Annotated in this window: 18 protein-coding genes; 14 read left to right on the top strand and 4 right to left on the bottom strand. The window is 57.7% G+C overall.

Annotation, left to right across the window (positions count from 1 at the left end; genetic code table 11):
- Nucleotides 1-255 precede the first annotated feature (255 nt).
- Nucleotides 256-1,281 carry a serine hydrolase domain-containing protein gene (locus G3578_RS03155; RefSeq protein WP_165208587.1) on the top strand — a complete coding sequence of 342 codons (1,026 nt, stop codon included), beginning with the start codon at nt 256-258 and terminating at the stop codon, nt 1,279-1,281.
- On the opposite strand, the gene comER is transcribed toward G3578_RS03155, so the two are convergent.
- Together comER and G3578_RS03145 are read right to left on the bottom strand one after the other, a co-directional pair.
- Nucleotides 1,271-2,104 (bottom strand): late competence protein ComER, encoded by an 834-nt coding sequence (comER, locus tag G3578_RS03150; protein ID WP_165208585.1) that lies wholly within the window; start codon nt 2,102-2,104, stop codon nt 1,271-1,273. The two genes, G3578_RS03155 and comER, sit on opposite strands and share 11 nt — an antisense overlap.
- Nucleotides 2,105-2,173: 69 nt before the next feature.
- On the bottom strand, nt 2,174-2,857 hold the full coding sequence (locus tag G3578_RS03145) for a helix-hairpin-helix domain-containing protein (protein ID WP_165208583.1): 684 nt from the start codon (nt 2,855-2,857) through the stop codon (nt 2,174-2,176).
- 102 nt (nt 2,858-2,959) lie between these two features.
- On the opposite strand from G3578_RS03145, the gene G3578_RS03140 reads away from it, so the two are divergent.
- Complete coding sequence (locus G3578_RS03140; protein ID WP_206529450.1) at nt 2,960-3,253, top strand: aspartate/glutamate racemase family protein; 294 nt, start codon at nt 2,960-2,962, stop codon at nt 3,251-3,253.
- Between the two features lie 81 nt (nt 3,254-3,334).
- Here G3578_RS03140 and asnB read toward each other — a convergent pair whose 3' ends face one another.
- On the bottom strand, nt 3,335-5,263 hold the full coding sequence (gene asnB / locus G3578_RS03135; RefSeq protein WP_165208581.1) for an asparagine synthase (glutamine-hydrolyzing): 1,929 nt from the start codon (nt 5,261-5,263) through the stop codon (nt 3,335-3,337).
- Between the two features lie 272 nt (nt 5,264-5,535).
- On the opposite strand from asnB, the gene G3578_RS03130 reads away from it, so the two are divergent.
- The 4 genes from G3578_RS03130 (at nt 5,536) to holA (ending at nt 10,827) form a co-directional block, all read left to right on the top strand.
- Complete coding sequence (locus G3578_RS03130; RefSeq protein WP_241254451.1) at nt 5,536-7,947, top strand: DNA internalization-related competence protein ComEC/Rec2; 2,412 nt, start codon at nt 5,536-5,538, stop codon at nt 7,945-7,947.
- Between the two features lie 33 nt (nt 7,948-7,980).
- Nucleotides 7,981-8,526 carry an RNA polymerase sigma factor gene (locus tag G3578_RS03125; protein ID WP_165208579.1) on the top strand — a complete coding sequence of 182 codons (546 nt, stop codon included), beginning with the start codon at nt 7,981-7,983 and terminating at the stop codon, nt 8,524-8,526.
- On the top strand, nt 8,526-9,437 hold the full coding sequence (locus tag G3578_RS03120; protein WP_165208577.1) for an anti-sigma factor family protein: 912 nt from the start codon (nt 8,526-8,528) through the stop codon (nt 9,435-9,437). Before G3578_RS03125 ends, G3578_RS03120 begins: the two co-directional genes overlap by 1 nt.
- Before the next feature lie 349 nt (nt 9,438-9,786).
- The gene (gene holA, locus G3578_RS03115; protein ID WP_165208575.1) at nt 9,787-10,827 is read left to right on the top strand and encodes a DNA polymerase III subunit delta; all 1,041 of its coding nucleotides are present in this window, start codon (nt 9,787-9,789) and stop codon (nt 10,825-10,827) included.
- A 131-nt stretch (nt 10,828-10,958) separates the two neighbouring features.
- Here the strand turns inward: holA and rpsT are convergent, their stop codons facing one another.
- Nucleotides 10,959-11,228 (bottom strand): 30S ribosomal protein S20, encoded by a 270-nt coding sequence (gene rpsT / locus G3578_RS03110; protein WP_165208573.1) that lies wholly within the window; start codon nt 11,226-11,228, stop codon nt 10,959-10,961.
- Nucleotides 11,229-11,392: 164 nt separating this feature from the next.
- Here rpsT and gpr point away from each other — a divergent pair, with 164 nt between their 5' ends.
- The 8 genes from gpr to G3578_RS03070 all read left to right on the top strand — a co-directional run bounded on the left by gpr (nt 11,393) and on the right by G3578_RS03070 (nt 19,698).
- A complete protein-coding gene (gene gpr, locus G3578_RS03105; protein ID WP_165208571.1) occupies nt 11,393-12,493 on the top strand; it encodes a GPR endopeptidase in 1,101 nt (366 codons plus the stop codon).
- 208 nt (nt 12,494-12,701) lie between these two features.
- Nucleotides 12,702-13,889, top strand: a complete 1,188-nt coding sequence (spoIIP, locus tag G3578_RS03100) for a stage II sporulation protein P (RefSeq protein WP_165208569.1) — start codon at nt 12,702-12,704, stop codon at nt 13,887-13,889.
- A 6-nt stretch (nt 13,890-13,895) separates the two neighbouring features.
- On the top strand, nt 13,896-14,195 hold the full coding sequence (locus G3578_RS03095; RefSeq protein WP_165208567.1) for a DUF3679 domain-containing protein: 300 nt from the start codon (nt 13,896-13,898) through the stop codon (nt 14,193-14,195).
- 173 nt (nt 14,196-14,368) lie between these two features.
- Nucleotides 14,369-14,911 (top strand): RNA polymerase sigma factor, encoded by a 543-nt coding sequence (locus tag G3578_RS03090; protein ID WP_241254437.1) that lies wholly within the window; start codon nt 14,369-14,371, stop codon nt 14,909-14,911.
- Nucleotides 14,898-16,265, top strand: coding sequence for a DUF4179 domain-containing protein (locus tag G3578_RS03085; protein WP_165208565.1), 1,368 nt, complete (start codon nt 14,898-14,900; stop codon nt 16,263-16,265). Before G3578_RS03090 ends, G3578_RS03085 begins: the two co-directional genes overlap by 14 nt.
- A gap of 152 nt (nt 16,266-16,417) precedes the next feature.
- On the top strand, nt 16,418-17,335 hold the full coding sequence (locus G3578_RS03080) for an ArsR/SmtB family transcription factor (protein WP_165208563.1): 918 nt from the start codon (nt 16,418-16,420) through the stop codon (nt 17,333-17,335).
- Nucleotides 17,332-18,549, top strand: coding sequence for an MDR family MFS transporter (locus G3578_RS03075; RefSeq protein WP_165208561.1), 1,218 nt, complete (start codon nt 17,332-17,334; stop codon nt 18,547-18,549). The genes G3578_RS03080 and G3578_RS03075 overlap by 4 nt, the downstream gene beginning before the upstream one ends.
- A gap of 180 nt (nt 18,550-18,729) precedes the next feature.
- Nucleotides 18,730-19,698 (top strand): oligopeptide/dipeptide ABC transporter ATP-binding protein, encoded by a 969-nt coding sequence (locus G3578_RS03070; RefSeq protein ID WP_165208559.1) that lies wholly within the window; start codon nt 18,730-18,732, stop codon nt 19,696-19,698.
- Nucleotides 19,699-19,702: the final 4 nt, after the last annotated feature.

Raw genomic sequence — 19,702 nt, 5'->3', positions numbered from 1 at the left:
GCGACGCGGGCAGGGGGCTCAACATCTGGGTGTTACAGCGAAGTGAGACTCACGCCCCCTGGGATCCCGCGTCTTCCTTTCTCCGCTGAGTCGGTCGTCAAAGGAGCTCGCTTGGCCCCATCACGCCATGCCTCTCACAGGTTTGTCATCAGTCTGACCGCACAGGTTTCTGTGCGGTTTTTTTCTTTCCGCAAACTGGCAAAAGAGTTATAATGGTTGCATGGGAACAAATGATCGTATGAAGGAGAGATGCGGATGCGGCTGCCAACACAGCTAACCGACCAATTTGACAAGGTTGTCCAGCATGTGGAGCGGATGGGAAACGTGCTGTCCAGCTCCGCTACGGCCGTCATGGTGATTCACCGCGACAAGGTGGTTACGGAACATTACGGGGGGCGTCACGGGCCGGCGGCGGACAGTCGGCCGGTTCAGGCGGATTCCCGCTTTCATGTGGCGTCTGTCCGCAAAAGCTATCTCGGGTTTGCCGCAGCTTATGCCGTGTTGAACGGCGATATCGCCAGCATCGATGATCCCGTCCTTGCCTACCTCCCCGAATTGGACCCGGAGGTGGCAGCGGGTACAACTATCCGCCATCTGCTTACCCATACGCATGGGCTTGGGTCGGATGAGCAGGGGAATCTCTGCCGCCGGTTTCCCGCAGGAACAGCCTGGGAGTATCGCAATGAAAGCATCGCGATGCTGGCTGAAATCGTGAAACGAACGACCGGTCAAACCGTGGCTGCCATCCTGCAGAAGCAGGTATTCGCTCCTTTGCAAATGACGGAAACGGGCTGGCAGACGGAGGCGGCGCCGGAGCTTGTCCAGCTTGTGATGGGGCCGCATGAGCCGCCGGTTGTCAAGCTTGATCAAAGCCCGGATGGAGCTGGCATGAATCTGTATGTGAGCACCCGTGAGCTGGCATATTGGGGGTACCTGCACCTGAAGAAAGGCAACATGGAAGGCAGGCAGATCGTCCCCCCATCGCTGATCGAAACGGCAACCACGATCCAAAGCCCGTTACTGGAAGACAAGGATTCTCCGCAAAACGGTTACTTATGGTTTGTCAAAGACCTGCCTGCCGCCCGCACGGAATTGGGAGAGCGGGTGCCGGCCGGCTCCTATCAAATCCTGGGCTACACAGGAGCCACGCTGCTGGTTGTGCCGGATTGCGATCTGGTTGCGGTCCGCATGTATAACAGATGGGGGAGCTCACCTGGTTACGACTATTTGCGGGATGTAAAAGATTTCGGCAATCTGGTCATGGATTGTGTTATGAAGTAGGGTCTGCAAGCAGGTGGCTGCTCATCTCATGCCTGTCTTCGGCAAATTTGGCGTGCGTCCTTCTGAATACCTCGTTAAACACGCCGGGAATGCTGTTTTCCAAGGCGATCAGACCTTCGCCGGTAATGCCGCCCGGCACGCATACCCGCTCCTGCAGGGCTGGCAGGGTGAAGATCTCACGTTTCAACAGATCCGCAAAGCCGATGATCATCTGCGTGGTCAGAAAGGTGGCAGCTTCCCGGGAAATCCCTGTCTCCTCCACGGCAGATTGAATCATGTGCTGCAGGATATAGCTGACAAATGCCGGACCGCAGCTGCTGATATCCGAGGCGATGCGCAGAAATTTTTCTTCCACTTCCAGCGGACAGCTGATCCGTGAAAAGAGCGAGAGCACCCTGCTTCTTGCTTCCGGCGTCGTGCGTTCGCCATACTCAAACAGCGTCAGACCGCTGTGTGCCGCATTGGTGATGCTGGGTACCACGCGTATCACCTGGCAGGGGACGAGCTGTTCCAGTTCGTGCAGTTTCACCGGACTGGTGATGGTCACGAGGATATGCTCCGGGGACAGCGCCTCGCGCAGCTGGTTCAGCGCCTGCCTGTATTCAAACGGCTTCACGCACAACAGCAGAAGCTGTGCGCTGCGGGCAACCTCTGTGTTATCCCCGGCGACCTGCAAGCCGGGATGACGCTCGGCCAGCTTCTCCGCTTTGGAAAGGGTGCGGTTGGATGCGATGATCTGCCTGGGGGGGACGGCTTGAGCGGCGATGAAGGCGTCGATCAACAAGCTTCCCATGCTGCCGGTCCCGACAAACCCAATGTGCATGTGAATCCCTCCATCCTCTCTTCTCCTGACATTGTATGAACCAAGCGTGGAGATCATGACGGAATGGGGCTATTTCACCACGACCCTGTCCTTCAGCCGCTCAAACGTTTTGTCGCCGATTCCGGCGATGTTCTTCAACTGTTCCGGTTTGTCAAACGGCCCGTTCTTCTCCCGATAGGCGAGAATGGCTTGTGCGCGCGTCTCACCGATGCCGGGCAGCGTCTGCAGTTCCTGCAGTGTCGCCGTGTTGATGTTTACTTTTCCTGTCGAAGGGGCTGCCCCCGCAGCCGCTGTCCGCTGCGCCGGATGCAGGCTTTGCGGAGGGGCGCAGGGGAAAGAGGCGTTTCCTTTCTCTCCTTTGGCGGGGATCCATATGGACATGCCATCGGTCAGCGGCTGGGCCAGATTGACCTGCAGCGGGTCCGCCTCAGGGGTAAGTCCCCCCGCCTTGGCAAGAAGATGGGCGACCCGTTCGTTGGGCTGAAAGGCGTACATGCCCGGCCGTTTGACACTTCCCTTGATGTCGGCATACATCGGAGGGGCGGATTCTTGCTGCGGGGGGATCGTGCCGTTCTGCTCATCATTTCTTTCCTGCCCGGCATCCTTCACCTCTGCCGCATAAACAGGTGTCTCCAGCGGCAGAGACCCTGTACGTTCTGCTCCCCGGTACAAATAAAAACTGAGCCCGAGAAACAGCAGGATTCCCGCAGCCGACAGCCAGCGCCCGTACCGTTCCCAGATTTCATACAGCACGCAGATACCACCTTTCCATCCTTTTGCTGATTCCACCCTAATCAAAGAAAGAGAGGGGATGCAAAGAAAAATGATCAATCCGGCATCTATCACGAGGCTTTATTGAAATGTGGACTTGATTATGTTCACAAGGAAAGCTGGCAAACGGCTGTCAATCAAATGATAGCAAACATAAAAACAGGCCAAATTAATAAGGCCATTCCATTGTGGGAAAAACTCCGTTCCGATTTGGCCGAGACCGCGGATGCGGTGATCATCGCTTGTACAGATTTGAATGTTGTCACGGACAAGAAACGGGAACATCTTTGCATTGTGGATTCGTCTGCCTGTCTGGCCCGAGCCGTCGTGAACATGTATTTGTCGCTGTCTGATAAAAAAGAAGGAATTCCGGAATGAGGATGCGTCATTTCATGCCTTTTTCCCATACACAAAAAAATGCAGCCCGTTTATTCGCCGGGCTGCATCTCTTTTATTCGGTTATCCGATCGGCTGCAGTTCGGCAGACCGTCTTTTCCGGACTTCTACGGACGGGCTCACATACGGTTCAAACGCATATTTTTGCTCGATGAAGATTTGGTGCCAGAGCATGAAGATGAGGATGGTCCAGATCTTGCGGCTGTAATCGGCTTTTCCTTCGCGGTGTTCATCCAGCATATACAGGACAAACGCCTTGTTGATCAGCTCGTCAACCTTCGCCTCGAAGATCAGCTCCTTGGCCCATTGATAAAATTCGTCCTTCAGCCATTGGCGTGTCGGTACAGGGAAGCCCAGTTTGGGGCGCGTCTTGATCTCGGGAGGCAGGAACTCCTTCATCGCTTCCCGCAGGACATGCTTGGTCGTGCCGTTGGCGATCTTGTATTTCGTCGGGATCGTCGCGGCGAACTCAAACACCTTGGTGTCGATAAACGGCACGCGCAGCTCCAGGGAATTGGCCATCGTCATCTTGTCGGCCTTCATCAGGATATTGCCCCGAAGCCAGGTGTGGATGTCCAGATACTGCATCTTGGTCACGTCATCATAATCGCTTGCCCGGCGATAAATCTCTTCCGTGACGGTGAGCGGGGAACGGTAGCTGGCGGAACGGAAGATGTCTTCCATGACGACCTGCGCTTTCAGTTCCTCGGAAAAAATCAGGGCGTTGCCAAAGAAGCGTTCCTCCACAGACTTGGAACCGCGAATGAGGAAGCTCTTGCCTTTCACATGATCGGGCAGCTTCTCGGCCAGCTGCCGCAGCGAACGCTTCATCCAGCCCGGCATATGGGCAAACATCCGCAGCGAGTGGGGCTCCCGATAAATGTTGTAGCCGCCGAAAAATTCATCGGCCCCTTCACCGGACAGCACCACCGTCACATGCTGACTCGCCAGCTCGGCGACGAAATAGAGGAGGATGGCGGACGGATCGGCGACCGGCTCGTCCTGATGCCAGACCAGCCGGGGCAGTTCATTCATATACTGCCGGGCGTTCACGATGATTTCGTGATGCTCCGTCCCCAGATACTGGGCGGTGCGCCGCGCATAGTCCAATTCGCTGTAGCCGGGAATGTCGGAACCGACGGAGAAGGTTTTCACCGGCTCGAAGGTGCGCAGCATGGCCACGATGCTGCTGGAATCGACGCCGCTGGAGAGAAAGGCGCCGCGGGGCACTTCGCTGACGCGGTGCTTGTCGACGGATTCCAGCAGGATCGCGCGGGTGCCTTCCACAAAGTACGAGAACGGTTTGCTTTCATCAGGCTGGAACGCCACATCCCAATAGCGTTCCGTCCGGATCCGGTCATGCTCGATGACGAAGTAATGGGCGGGGGGCACCCGATAAATTCCCCGGTACATGGTCTCCGGATCGGGAACATACTGGAAGGTCAAATAATGGTAAAAAGCCGTCTGATTCACTTCCCTTTTCACATCGGGCAGTTCCAGCAGGCTTTTGATCTCGCTGCCGACGGCGATGGCATCGGCGGTCTCCGTATAGTAGAGCGGCTTGATCCCGAAGTGGTCGCGTGCCCCGAAGAGAAGCTTGCGCCGGCTGTCCCAGATGGTGAAGCCGAACATGCCGCGCAGATGTTTGGGCGCGTCGAAACCGACCTCTTCATAAAGGTGGAGGATGGTCTCAATGTCCGAATCGGTATGAAAAACATGGCCGCGCTCTGTCAGCCACTTCTGCAGCTCTTTATAGTTGTAGATTTCACCGTTGCCGATGATCCACAGCTCTTTTGTCTCGTTGAAAAGCGGCTGATGGCCGCCGGCTACGTCGATGATGCTGAGGCGGCGAAAGCCCAGGGCGATGTTCTCCTCCAGATGAAACCCGTCGTCGTCGGGTCCGCGGTGCAGGATGACGTTGGTCATCGCGCTGATCGTATCAAGCTGGACGGGCTGCTGCCGTTTATTGAAAAGGGCTACGATTCCACACATATGATGATTTTCTTCCTCTCAGAGAACTTCAAATTGCGATATAGCTAAATCTATCACTTCTGACAGGGCAGTGCAATCTCACAAAATACCCAATCGGGCGGATTACTCGCCGGGGAAATGAAATGTGACTCGGTTTCTCTCCTTTGGCGGCTTGCCGTTTTTCTATCATGATAGACCGATTTTTGCCCTTCTGCCAGCGGTCAAGCGCTTTTTCTGTCCGGTTTTCCTGCTTTATGCTAACGGCAAACAAAATGGAGGGGAAAACCGAGTTGATGTGGAAACGGGGGATGTTTTTTTCGCTGAGCCTGGCCGTAACTGCCGGCTTCCTGGCGGTTGTGTATCTGCCTCCTTTTCTATGGGCGCTCAGTGCGGCCATCGTCCCGGCGCTCTTTCTGTCCGGCAGGAAAGCATGGGGGAGGAAGGCAGCCCTCTTCCTGCTTGCGGCAGGCGCGGCCGCCTTCTACTTTGCCTGCTATGACCAGCAGCACCGCTCTTCCCTGTGGGGAGCGGCGGCGGAGGGGCGCACCCTTGTTCTGGCAGGAACGATCGATTCGCCGGTCATCCGGGACGGTGATACGGCCCGGTTTGCCTTGGCTGCGGAGGATGCCGGCGACCCGGGCGGCTCATTGGCGAAGCTTCCCCGTGCCGAACGCATCGCGATGCGGGTGCTCTTGACGGAAAAAAGCCAGATCGAGCCGGTGGAGAGCTGGCGGATCGGCCAGCGGTGGCGGGGAGAGGTGACGCTGGCGGTACCGGATCCCGCCCGCAACCCCCATGGCTTCGATTATGCCCGCTATCTGCGGTGGCAGGGAATCTCCGTCACAGGGACGGCCTCCTTCGCGTCTGTGCGGGTGGAGCCGGGGACGGGGAGCCTGTCATCTGTTTTCCGCGGCTGGCAGATCGCGCTGGGCAAGAAGGTGGAAGCGCTCTTTCCCGACCCGGACACGGCGGGATATATGAAGTCGCTGCTGCTGGGACTGCAGACGGACCTCTCGCCGGAACTGCAGCAGGTGTACGCCAATCTGGGGGCCCTGCACGTCTTGGCCATCTCGGGGCTTCATGTCACGATCCTCGGCAGCCTGGCTCTCTGGCTCGCGGAACGCTGCGGCCTCTCCCGCCAAACCGCGCTGCTTGTGACCATGTGCGTTATCGCCCTTTACGTGCCGCTGGTGGGGGCGAGTTCATCCGCCGTGCGGGCGGGAGTGATGGGCGTTCTCGGACTATTGGCCCAGTTCGGCGGCCGTCGGGGAGATGTCCGCGAGATGTGGGCGGCATCCTTCCTGCTCATGCTCGCCTATGATCCGTATCAGCTGTGGCAGGCCGGATTCCAGCTGTCGTTTGGCGTCACGCTGGGGCTGATCGAGTTCGTTCCGCTGCTGATGAGCCTGCCCTCTCCCAAACTCGCCTGGCTTCGCTCGCTCTTGGCCGTTACGCTGTCCGCGCAGCTGGTTTCGTTTCCGCTGCTCATCTATTGGTTTCATCAGTTTTCACCGTTATCGCTTCCGATAAACCTGCTCGCCGTTCCCCTGCTGTCCGCGGTTGTGCTGCCCCTCGGCCTGATCGCCCTCCTGCTCGGCATGGTTCATCCCGCCATGGCCATTCTGCCGGCGCGTGGTGCCGCGTTCCTGCTGCATTGGATCCATCAGGCGTTCGACCGGCTGGACCAGCTGCTTCTGCCCTTTCGGCACTGGCCCCATCCGGATGGGGTATGGCTCGCCGCCTATTTTTTCTTTTTGTGGATGCTGCCGCTGTTGTGGAAAAATGGCTATCACCGCAGGCGCGACCTGCTTGCGTACGGGCTGTGTCTGGCGCTGTTCCTGTGCATGGCCCGGCAGCCGTTCACCGGCCGGGACGAGGTGCGCATCACCTTCCTCGACGTGGGTCAGGGAGATTCCATCGTTGTCGAGGTTGGCAAAGAGAGGGTATACTTGATAGATGGGGGTGGCACGCCGCGCTTCCAACAGGAGGAAGCGTGGCGGAAAAAACGCGATCCTTACGAGGTTGGCAAGGATGTTTTGCTCCCCTTTTTGCGTGCACGAGGCATCGAACATATCGATATCTTGATCATGACGCACGGTGATGAAGATCATGTCGGCGGCTTGCCTGCCATCCTGCCGTATGTTTCTGTCGGCGCTGCGCTGGTCAATGGCGAACCACCGTCAGAAACGGAACAACAAGTGATCAAGGCATTGCAAGACCGCCACGTACCCATATGGACCGGCAAACCGGGCGACAGCTGGCAGGACAATCCGCATGTGAGATGGACATGGCTGCATCCCGGGCCGGGCAGCGAATGGAGCGGCAACAATGCATCGGTGGTGATGCTGCTGTCCGCTTACGATACGAACCTGTTATTCACCGGCGACCTGGAAGAAAGCGGCGAAAACGCCCTGCTTCAGGAAAGGCTGCCGCCCGTTGACGTGCTGAAGGTGGGCCACCACGGGAGCCGCACGTCCACCACACCGGCATTGCTGCAGCGTATCAAACCGAAGGCGGCCGTGATTTCCGTCGGCCGCCACAACCGATATGGACATCCCTCAGCGGTGGTGTTGCAAAGATTAGCAGACGTTGATGCCAATGTCTACCGGACCGACCGGCAAGGGGGGATCACCCTGATCGTCCAGCCGGAAAAAATGATCTGGCAGACGCAGATTTTGGTACAGCGCCCGATGCAACCTTTTTGAGAGGCCTCGCGTCTGTAGAGGGGAGAGGAGAATATGCGCGAAGCAGAGCTGGTCAGAAGAGCGCAGTCCGGCGATCATGATGCGATGGTCGAGCTGCTCCGTTCCATCGAACACTCTGTGTACCGCAGTGCGTACTACATTCTAGGAAACGAACAAGATGCGCTTGACGCTTCACAGGAAGCATTGATCCGAATATACCGCAAAATTGACACCTATCAAGAGAAAGCGAAATTTTCGACGTGGGTGCAGCGAATCGTCAGCAACGTCTGCATGGACAAATTCCGGGCGAAAAAGGAGACGGTCTCGATCGAAGAGCACGAAATGACGCTGATGGACCGTCAGAATGTGGAGGATGAAATTCTCGCGAGCAGCATGGCAAGCGATATTCAGCGGGCGATTGCCAAACTGCCGCATCAGTATCGGATGGTCGTGCTCCTGCGCTATCTGCAGGATCTCTCCTATCAGGAGATCGCGGATACCCTGGAGCTTCCGCTTAATACCGTGAAATCGTATTTGTTCCGGGCGAGGCAGCAGCTGCAGGAACTGCTGCATGACTACCAGAAAGGGGGGATTGGCTGATGCTCAGAGAAGCGGATATGGAGCTGCTTCAGCGCGATTTGGACAATGATCTTTCGTGGGAGGAAAAAGAAAGGCTGCAGGCGCTGCTCTCCTCAAATCCGGATCTGCAGCTCATGCAGGAACGCCTGAGAAGAGTATCGATGCAGCTGGCGGAACTGCCTCCCGTTACCCCCCCATACAGTCTGGTAGACGCCATCCTGCCGCAGTTGGAAAAAGCATCGGTAAAGCCTGCGGCTGCCGCTGTGAAGCCGATGCGTGAGGAACTGCCCGTCCTGGAATGGAAACAGCCGGAAAAGAAGCCGTTCCGCCGCAAACAGCTGCCGGTGTGGCTGGCGCGCGTGGGAACCGGCATAGCCGCAGCCTGCCTGTTGCTGGGGATATTCGTCATGGCGAAAGGCGTTATCGATCGGACCGGAACCGGTAGTCGGCCCGTCCCCGTTGAAGAAAAGCCGGCTGTGGTTGAGACCGAGCCCCAGCCGTCGGCACCGGCACAGGAGCAGCCCGACAAACCCGATGTGCCCCAGCAGCCTGACAACAAACAGCCCGCGAAAGGGCAGCCCGCCCAACCTAACCCGCCAGCCAACAAGAAACAGGCCCCTGCCGCCAAGCCGCAGAAGCTGAACAGCCCTCCGGCGGTTGCCACAACCCCGGCGAATGAAAAAGGAAAGGCAGCGACTCCCGCCAGACCCGCCATCATCGACGATAGACCGATTCGGGAGAAAGATGACGACAAGGACAATAAGAAAGAGAAGAACAATCCCGATCCGGAAAAAAAGCGGGAGGCTGGCGGCGACAGGAAAAATGAGAAGGAGAACAAAGGGAAAGACGACGACAAAAAAGGCAACGACAAAGGAAATGGCAGGGACAATGAGAAAGGAAACGGCGACGGCCGAGGGAGAGACAGAAATTAAGATGGGGAACCGGCAGCGAATCTGGTACGGAATCTCGTTCTCCATTTCCATGGCCCTATGCTGAGAAGATAGCGCAGCCGCAGCGATCCGGACAGGAATGGAAATTGTCGGGGACTGGCACCATTGCCGGCAAGCCAACGTATATTACAGTACCCAGCACCCCCTGCTTACCGCTTAGGGAGAAGGGTTCCCGGGGCTTCTCCCTAAGCGTTTACATAAAGGTGCGAATATACGAGAGAAAGCCGTGACAGCCGTTGGAGGTCACGGTTTTTCGGCTTTCCGGATTCCCTTCCGTCCTGTTGAATATGGTATAATGGCCCAATGATGGAGCGGGAAGGAGGAGAAACCCATGCCGCTGACTTCGGCTATTCGGGATATCAGGCAGAAGCGGTTCTCTCCCGTTTATGTCCTGTATGGCACCGAAACCTTTCTGGCCGAGGAACTGATCAAGCTCGCGCAGCGGGAAATGATCGACCCCGCCTATGCCGACCTGAATGTAAGCCAGTACGACTGTACGGAAACATCGCTGGCCGACATCTTGCAGGATGCCGAAACGCTGCCGTTTCTCGCGGAACACCGCATGGTGGTGGCAAAACAAGCCTATTTTCTGACGGGGGCCAAGCCAGCCGTCAAGGTGGAGAGCGATCCCGACGCCCTGCTGGCTTATTTGGCGAACCCTCCCGCCTATACGTCGCTGTTTCTCCATGTGGAGGCGGAGAAACTGGACGAGCGCAAAAAGCTGGTAAAGGCCCTGCAGGAGAAAGCGGTGGTTATCCCGTTTTTGCCGCTGCGCGACGCCGACCTGTACGGTTGGGTGGAAAGAAGGGCCGTGCATTATCAGGCGAAGATCGAGCGCCCCCAGGCGATGAAGCTGGTCGAGCGGACAGGCAGCGATCTGCGACTGTTGGACAAGGAGCTGGAAAAATTGGCCTTGTACGCAGGCGGAAACGGTGCCGTGATCACCGACCAGATGATCGAGAAGCTTGCCTCCCGCACACTGGAACAAGATGTCTTTGCCCTGGTGGAAGATGTGGTGGCAGGCCGGCTGGAATCGGCGTTCCGCACCCTGTATGACTGCATGAAGCTGGGGGAGGAGCCGATCAGGCTGCTCGCCCTGCTCGCCCGGCAGTTCCGGCTGCTGTTGCAGGTGAAGATCTGGGCGCCGCGCGGCTACTCGCAGCAGCAGCTGGCCGGCATGCTCAAAGTGCATCCGTATGCCGTGAAAAAAGCGATGGAGCAGGCCCGGTTCTTTGACGAGGCCTCCCTGCGCCGCTTGCTCGGCGAACTGGCGGAAGAGGATTACCGGATGAAATCGGGACAGGTGGACAAACGCCTGGCGATCGAACGCTTCATGACCCGTGTGGCGGGACACGTGCACAGGAGGGCATGACAGGCTGCCATGGCCTCCTGCTTCGAATTTTTCTTGCATCGGCAGCACATCATCAATGCGGTGGAAAGGGCGGCGCATGCTAAAAAACCCGTGAACCATTCCGGTTCACGGGTTTCTCGCTTCCTGCCCGATTACGCGTTCGCTGCTGCGTTCAGCTTCTTCATCAAGCGGGATTTTTGACGGTTTGCGGCATTTTTATGGATGAGACCTTTGGTAGCAGCCTTGTCCAGCTTTTTAACAGCCACCAAAAGAGTAGACTTCGCCAATTCCAGATCGTTGGATGCAATCGCTTTTTCGAAGTTTTTCATTGCGGTGCGCAGATCGGATTTTTGAGAAGCGCGTTGGGCGCGGCGTTTCTCGATTTGTTTGGTGCGCTTGATCGCGGATTTAATGTTTGGCATGTGTGTCACCTCCTTAAGACGCAAAGCAATCATTTCAAGAACGAAATGCAACAAAACATATTCTAGCATGCCGCAGGGGCGAATGCAAGAAAGGATTCCGAATAAATTTGCCACATCTATGCAAGCTAGAATAACAGGAAAGCAGCCGAAAGGAGCGAGCGATCGTGCAGCATAACATCGACTTGGCTGGTTACACCATTCGCACCGATCTTGCGCTGGAAGCCCATGAAGAGGCGAGCCGGCAGACGGGCAGCGAGATTCCGGGCGTGGAGATGGAGGTGGATGACCGGGAACCCGGCATCAAGGTGACCCGCATCACGGTGAAGGACGAAGAAGCGGGCCGCCGGATCGGCAAGCTGCCCGGCCATTACATCACCATCGAGGTACCCGGGCTGCGCGACAACGATACGATGCTGGAAGACCAGGTCGCGCGCCGCTTTAGCAGGGAGTTTGCGCAATTTTTGCAGAAACTGGGCATTACGGAAGAGATGACCGCGCTGGTCGTCGGGTTGGGCAACTGGAATGTGACGCCTGATGCGCTGGGGCCGATGGTGGTGGAGAACCTGCTGGTGACCCGCCATCTGTTTACCCTTGCGCCGGAATCCGTGGAGGACGGTTATCGGGAGGTGAGCGCCCTGTCGCCCGGCGTTCTCGGCATTACGGGGATCGAAACAAGCGAGATAGTGTTTGGCGTCGTGGAGAAAAGCCGGCCGGATTTCGTCATCGCCGTCGATGCCCTGGCGTCGCGCGCCCTGCACCGCGTCAACACCACCATTCAGATCTCGGATACGGGCATCCACCCCGGTTCCGGCGTGGGCAACAAACGGAAAGCGATCGACCGCCATACCCTGGGCATCCCCGTGATTGCCATCGGGGTGCCGACGGTCGTCTTCGCCTCCACGATCGTCAACGATGCCATCACCTACCTGCTGGGTCATTTCGGCCAGTCGATGCAGGAACAGAACCGCGCCTTCAACCGGCTGGCGATAAGCAGCGTGCCGGAGCGCAAGGAGCCCTACACGGAGGAAGATCTGCCGGACATGGAGGCCCGCAAAACCTTTCTGGGCCTGGTGGGGCAGCTGGCCGACGCGGAAAAGGGACAACTGATCCGCGAAGTGCTGCAGCCGCTTGGCCAGGAACTCGTGGTGACGCCAAAAGAGGTGGATGATTTCATGGAGGGAATATCCAACATCATTGCCACCGGCTTGAATACGGCGCTGCACCGGGCGGTATCCCGGGAGAATGCGGCCGCGTACACCCACTGACCGGCCATCCATCCCGGCGCTCTCTTGCTAGAGAGGAAAGTTCAAGTTCTTTAAAGCGCTGAAGCGACGTAAGAACGATCGGGGGGCGGCTGGGATATTTTGCTTCTCTAGCGAAATACCTATTTTCTGCCAATCTGTTCTACCTTCTCTCTCTCTCTCATAAGGTAAGAGAAAAGACATGCCAGCAATGGGAAGAGGAGGAGGAACCATGGCAGCGCTTTTGCAGCGGCAATTTGTACTGCTTTCAATCATTACCGCCGTTCTCTTCGTTCTAAGTGGGTTGATGGCACTTGGCGGCAATCGGTCGGTGTTCTCATCGTCGACGGTTCAGCAGGCAACGGCCCACATCTCCAGCCTCGCGCTGCTTTCCCTCATGAGCAAGGAAGTTCCGGCGCTGGAGGAGACGGTGCAGCCCCGGACCGGCCAGGAAACGGACAGCTTCACCAGCTTTGCGTTCGGCATGCTGACCGGCATCAATCCGGGGGATCTGCGCAGTTTGCTGGGCCGGGAACTGCCGGGACTGCTGACCTTTGACGACGCCCGGCTGGTCGTGGCGGGAAAAGGAACGGGGCTGGATGATCTCTACGTCGAATCGCCCGCCCCTCCGCGAACGGTGATCGATGCGTCACCGGCGGGAGACGTGCCCGCTCCGTCCCCGGAGGAAACGGAGACGGATGCTGAAGGAAAAACAGCAGCCGAACGCCCGGCATCGCCGCCGCCCAATCCGACAACGGCCGGCAAGAAGGTTGTCTTTGTCTACAACACCCACAACCGGGAATCCTGGTTAAGTGTGGCCAAAATGAATCCCGCCACCGGTGGAGTCGATCACGAGACCAAAAACATCTCGCTCGTCGGGAAACGGTTTGCCGAAGCCCTGGAGGAAAGGGGGATCGGCGCCGAATACGGGACGAAAGATTTTTACAGCATGGCCAGCTTCCCGCTTGCCTACGCCGAGTCGCTCAAGGCGGTGAAGGCTGCCGCCCAGGAACACCGGGAACTGCGGTATTTCATCGATATTCACCGGGACGGGAAGCCGCGCAGCAAAACAACCGTCACCATTAACGGCAAAGCGTACGCCCGCGTCTTTTTTGTCATCGGTTTGCGCAATAAAAACTACGAGAAAAACACGCAGTTCGCCCATGAGCTGCACGAGCTGATTGAGAAGAAGTATCCGGGCCTGTCGCGCGGCGTAACGGAAAAAAGCGCAAAAGAAGGGAATGGCGAGTATAACCAGTCGTTTTCGCCGGGCAGCCTGTTGGTGGAGATCGGCGGCATCGAAAATACCCTGCAGGAATGCTACAACACCGCCGAAGCGCTGGCCGATGTGTTCGCCGAGTACTACTGGCAGGCGGAACGGGTGTCCGGGGAGATGGCTGACAAGCCCGACAAGAGGTGACCGTATGTGAACGTAACCCTGAAGTTTATCGGCCTCGTCGCCATCCTGCTCGTCGGCGTCGTGCTGGGACTGCAGACGGCGGAGCGGGGGCTGCAGAAGGTGGAAGGCGTGCCTGCGCAGAATCCGCAATCCTTTTATATCAAAAAGGTGGATAACGGGAAGATGGAGATCGCGGTGATGGGCAAACAGCTCAGCGCGGATGCCGGGAAAGCCACCACCTATGTCAGCCGTTTCGGCGAGACGTTGGGCGATGCCGTCAAAGACGGGACCAGGAAGCTGATCGAATGGGTGGCGGCGTTTTTTTAGCGAATGGATAATCGGTGTGATTCCGGAAAGCAGCGTTGACCAGCGCTGCTTTTTCGCTTGTCGGCAGAAGACGGAAGGAAACCGCTGCGCAAAAAGCGAAATCCACGTGAACCGATCCGGTACCTCGATGATCTTATAGGTGTATCTGTTACGGAAAGGAGCGTTGACATCTTTTGCAGGAAGCGCATGTGGAAGCGGAGGTTAGATTGGCCCAACAAGGGAGCAGGGAAGCATTCGCGGGACTGATCAGGCACTATGAAGGCATCATGTACCGCGTTGCCAAATCGATTCTGAAGCAGGATGTGGACTGCGCGGACGCCATTCAGGAGACGATCCTCAAGGCGTACCGCCAGCTTCACACCCTGCGCGACCCCAAATTGTTCAAGGCTTGGCTCATGCGCATCCTGGTCAACCAATGCCGGACGATCTTGAAGGCGCAGAAGCGGATGATCCCGACGGTGGAGCTGGTGGAGCGGAGCGCGACAAACGACGGTTATCAGGAAGTTGAAATCAGGGAGATGGTGGATGCGCTGCATGAGGAGCTGCGCGTCGTGATCACGCTTTATTATCTGCAGGACATTCCGGTCAAGCAGATCGCGCAAATCCTGGACCAGCCGGAAGGCACAATCAAATCGAGGTTAAGCCGGGCACGAACGGAACTATCCCGGATGTTAGGCCTGAAAAAGAAGGGGGAGTCGATGCATGAGTCACTTTGACCAGAAAACGGATGGGCGTGCCGGCGGCTCCATGGCTCTGCCCGAAGTGGTCAAAAGGCGAATCGAAGAGACTCTTGCCTCCCTGCCCGAACGGCATGCGGCGGAGACGGAAAGACCGGGACGCAGCAAGAGGCGGAGGAACAGGCTGTGGATCGCCGCGGCGGCTGTCGTGCTGGTTGCCGGAAGCGTGATCGCGTCCGGCTTTGCTTCCCCGACATTGGCGCACACGCTGCAGCAGATGCCGATCCTGGGGCGGATATTTCAGCTGTTTGGCGATCCCGGACTGCAGGCGGCCGACCGGCAGGGCATGACCCATCCGGTCAACATGTCGGCAACCGATCAAGGCATCACGCTCACCATCACCGACTATCTGTACGATGGCGTCCAGCTCTCCCTCGGCTTTGCAGAGACCGCCGCCCAAGGATCAGACTCCCTGCCTGCAATCAAGTCGGGAGCGCTGCGATACGGACCCATCCAGACAAACCTTCCCGCCGACCTCCAATACCGGGTGGAGCGGGTGGCAGCGAACCGGAACGCCGGCGTGTTTTATCTGTTCCCGTTTCAAGGGCAATCCTTTGCGGAACGATTTACCCTTGAACTTGCGGTTACCCGAATCGGTGAGAAAGAAGGGAACTGGCGATTTGCCATTCCGATCGCCCGAAGCGATGCGCAGCTTCAAAAGATTGTCCCGGGCATCACCAGGGCGGACGGAGACGTAAAGTTCACCGTTGACTGGCTCACCCTCTCGCCGCGCGCGACGGCCATCAGCTACAGGTGGAAGACTCCCGGTCTTCCCGCATACGACATTCAGGTAACCGATGACCGGGGAGTCCAGCTAGATCGCCTGTACGGCGTCGGGGAAAGCCTGCCTGGAGATGCATACACGTTTGCAGGGCAGGAGTTTCTCACCCCTGTGCAGGGAGAGCCGAAATACCTGCTGATTCGCCCCTTTACCGGCGGCGAACACTCCGGCGGGAATCACCAGACAGGCGAAACGGCCAGAGAGCTGACTGGTCTGCCGTTCACCCTGCAGCAGGGGGAAGCGGGTTCCCTTACCGTCACGGCCGTTGACTTCGAAGCGGATAAAACGGTGCTGCATTACGTGACGGAAGGGCAGAATCCCTCCGCGCAGGCATTGCCTGTCTGGCTGCGGGACGAACAGGGGAATGATGTCGATGCGGTGCGCGAACCCAGGCTGGTCGGCATCCAACACGGCAAATACTCGTTTGAACGGGAATATCCCCCGCTGCGGAAAGATCAAACCGTCAGCGTCGTCACCAAGCATATTTCGGCCTTTCATTTTAACAAGGAGCTGGAAATCAAAATCCCGTTGGATCATGGTATCGGGCGGTGAGGACATAACGGTGAACGGCACGGGCTGGCGGGAGAGGAGAATCCCCAAAACGGGTGACTTCTCTCGAGTGCCCGTGCGTTTTTTTCTTGACAGCTGGAAACATTTGCAATTAGAATTACCTCGAACGAAAATATCTGTTCGAAGGTGATCGAATGAATCATTCATATTCCATAAAAATCGAATATTCTCCCGCTTATGAACTGGTCGTCAGCTTCTACGTGTACATCTATCACAACCATCTGAAAAACGTCGTCCCGGATCACGCCTGGCGGCAGGAAACGGAAAGGAAGCTTCCGGCGTCGTTCGCCCGTGAATTGGAGGATGAGCGGTGGGAAGTGCTTCACCGGATGGTGCTGCTCATTTCCCAGGCTCCCGCGAAAGAGACGGCGGAAGACTTCCTGCACTGGCTGGAGCGGCTGCCGGCCGGGGAAATCTACGAACGGCTGGCCCCGTGGGTGGAATCAATCCCGCTCAATCTGGGGGAGATACGCGACCGCAGTCTCTATCTGCTGTCCGCGTGGAACGAGCATTATTTCCGGCATCTCCCGCCGGAGATCATGGATCGCCTGCGGGCCGATGCGCGCAAACAGGAGCAGGCGGCGGCGCACTGCGCCCCGATCGACCTGATTGAACAGGCGACCAATGGCCTGCGCATCGAGCCGACAGCCAACCTGAACCAGGTGATTCTTGTCCCGCAGTATCATTGCGCAGGAGGGACGGTTCTCGATTTCTTTCGCGGCATCGCCACCTGCCTCTACCCGGTGCGCCTGAGCGTCCGTCCCGCCGAACCGCTGCTGCAAATGGCGCAATGCCTTGCAGATGAAAAGCGGCTGGCAATCTTGCGGCTGCTGGCCAGAAAAAACTGTACCCTGGGTGAGCTTCAGCAGGAGATCGGCCTCGCCAAAAGCACCGTACACCATCACATCACCGCGCTGCGGCGCGCCGGCATGATCAGAAGCCACTTTCTGGATCACACCACGCCTGCTTACTACAGCCTGCGCAGCAGTTTCATCGACCGGCTGCACGGCGAGCTGCGCCGGTTTTTCGACGAGGAGGTGCCCCGTTCATGAATCGCGTCCGGCGCTACCTGGCCGCCTATCATCCCATGGTGCATGTCCTGTTGGCAGGCACGGCATTCATCACGCTGTCCAACTCGATGAGCATGCCGTTTTTGGCCATTTACCTGCGGGAAGCGACGGGCCTGGATTATGCAGACATCGGCGTGGTGATCGGAGCCGGTGCCCTGGCTGCCACCATGGGCGGCTTTGTCGGCGGCGTTCTCTCCGATGTTTTCGGCAGGACCCGGCTGATGATCGGCTCCCTGTTGCTGCTGGCCGCCACGTATGCGGGGCTCGTGCTCACCATCGATCCGCTCTTGCTTCTGTTCCTCAATATCGGAAAAGGGTTGGGGGCATCGTTTTTTGCCACCATCTCCAAGGCGCTGATGGGGGATGTGACGCCGCAGGAGAAACGGTACCGCGTGTTTGCCAACCGCTATCTGGCGAACAATATCGGCTTTTCCCTGGGGCCGCTGCTGGGAGCGCTGCTCGGCATCAGCGGGGATGCATCCGGCTTTTATCTGACGGCTGGCGCCTATCTGATCTATGCCGCCGCCCTGATGCTCCTGCTTCGCCGCTGCCGCGTTCAGCCGCTGGAAGAGGCGGGTGCAGAGCGAATCAGCGCGGGCTCTGCATGGAGGGTCCTGCGCAGGGATGGTGTGCTGCTGCTGTTTCTCCTCGGCAGCATCTGCCTGACAACCGTCCACGGGCAGATGTCCGTCCCCCTCTCCCAGTACCTGAAAGAGCGGTTTGCGGATGGCGTCGTGCTGTTTGCCCTGCTGATGAGCATCAATGGCGTTACCGTGATAGCGGCACAGATCCCCCTGACCCGCTGGGCGGAACGCTTCAGCCTGTTTCAGCGCATCGTCCTGGGAAGCTCCCTGTTTGCGGCGGGGGAGGTTGGGTTTGCCTTCTCCACCGGGTGGACCGGCTTTATCGTCTCCATGATCGTTTTTACAGCCGGCGAAATCCTGGTGGTACCCGCCGAATTTGCACAGCTTGACGAGATCACGCCGCCGGGCATGAGGGGAACCTATTACGGCGCACAAAGCTTCAGCGAACTGGGCAGCTTCCTCGGCCCGTGGCTGAGCGGGATGCTGCTGTCCGCGTATGGGGGAACGGTCATGTTTCTGGCCATGGCGGCGATTGCCGCCGGCAGTCTGCTGTTTTTCGCCCAGGGACGTCTCCTGTATCGCCGCAGAAGCAGGGCGGCGGCTTCCATTTAAGAAAACAGCCGTGCGAAGAGACTGGATTTGCCACGTGCAAATCTAGTCTTTCTGTTTTGTCAAGTAATAATAGTGTGAATTTCATATGTTGCGAAAATATTGGGTACATGGCATAATGGTCACAGTTGGTAATTGATTACACAATAAATCGTTCAATCGTCGGCAAGAGAGGTGCGCTACGTGACACAGCCCATACTACAGATCGAAAACCTGCAAACGCACTTTTTCACAGACCGAGGCCAGATCCCGGCGGTAGACGGAATTGATATAATCGTCCGCCAAGGAGAAATCCTGGGGATCGTGGGCGAATCCGGCTGTGGAAAGAGTGTAACCTCCCTTTCCGTCATGCGCCTGGTGCCGAACCCTCCCGGCAAGATCGTCGGGGGCTCCATTAAATTCAAAGGCGAAGATCTCGTCACCGCGAGCGAAAAGCGCATGCGCGAGATTCGCGGCAATGAGATTGCGATGATCTTCCAGGAGCCGATGACTTCGCTCAATCCGGTCTACACGATCGGCAATCAGATCGGCGAAGCGATTCGCCTGCACATGAAAGCAAGCAAAAAAGAGGCGCGCGAACGCTCGATCGAAATGCTGAAAAAGGTCGGCATTCCCCGGGCGGAAGCCATCGTGGATGAATATCCGCACCAGCTGTCAGGCGGGATGCGCCAGCGGGTGATGATTGCGATGGCCATGGCCTGCAATCCGGAACTCCTGATTGCCGACGAGCCGACCACGGCGCTCGATGTGACCATTCAGGCGCAAATCCTCGACCTGATGCGCCATTTGAACAAGGAATCCCAGACCGCCATCATGATGATCACGCACGATCTCGGCGTGGTGGCGGAGATGTGCCATCGCGTGGTGGTCATGTATGCCGGCAATATCGTGGAAGAGGGGGATGTGCGGACGATCCTGAAGAACCCGAAGCATCCCTATACAATCGGCCTGCTCAATTCGATTCCCAAACTGGAGGAAACGAAAGAACGGCTGTACTCCATTCCGGGCAACGTTCCGATACCCGGTTCGCTCACCGTGGGCTGCCGGTTTGCTCCGCGCTGCGAACACGCGACCGACCAGTGCCGTGCACAGATGCCTGAGCTGAAAACCGTGGGAGAAGGACACCGCTCCCGCTGCTGGCTGAACGACTAGAACC

Origin of the sequence: Brevibacillus sp. SYP-B805, from assembly GCF_011059135.1 — a bacterium.
Classification (GTDB): Bacteria; Bacillota; Bacilli; order Brevibacillales; family Brevibacillaceae; genus Brevibacillus_F.
This window is presented reverse-complemented; position numbering and strand designations above follow the sequence as displayed.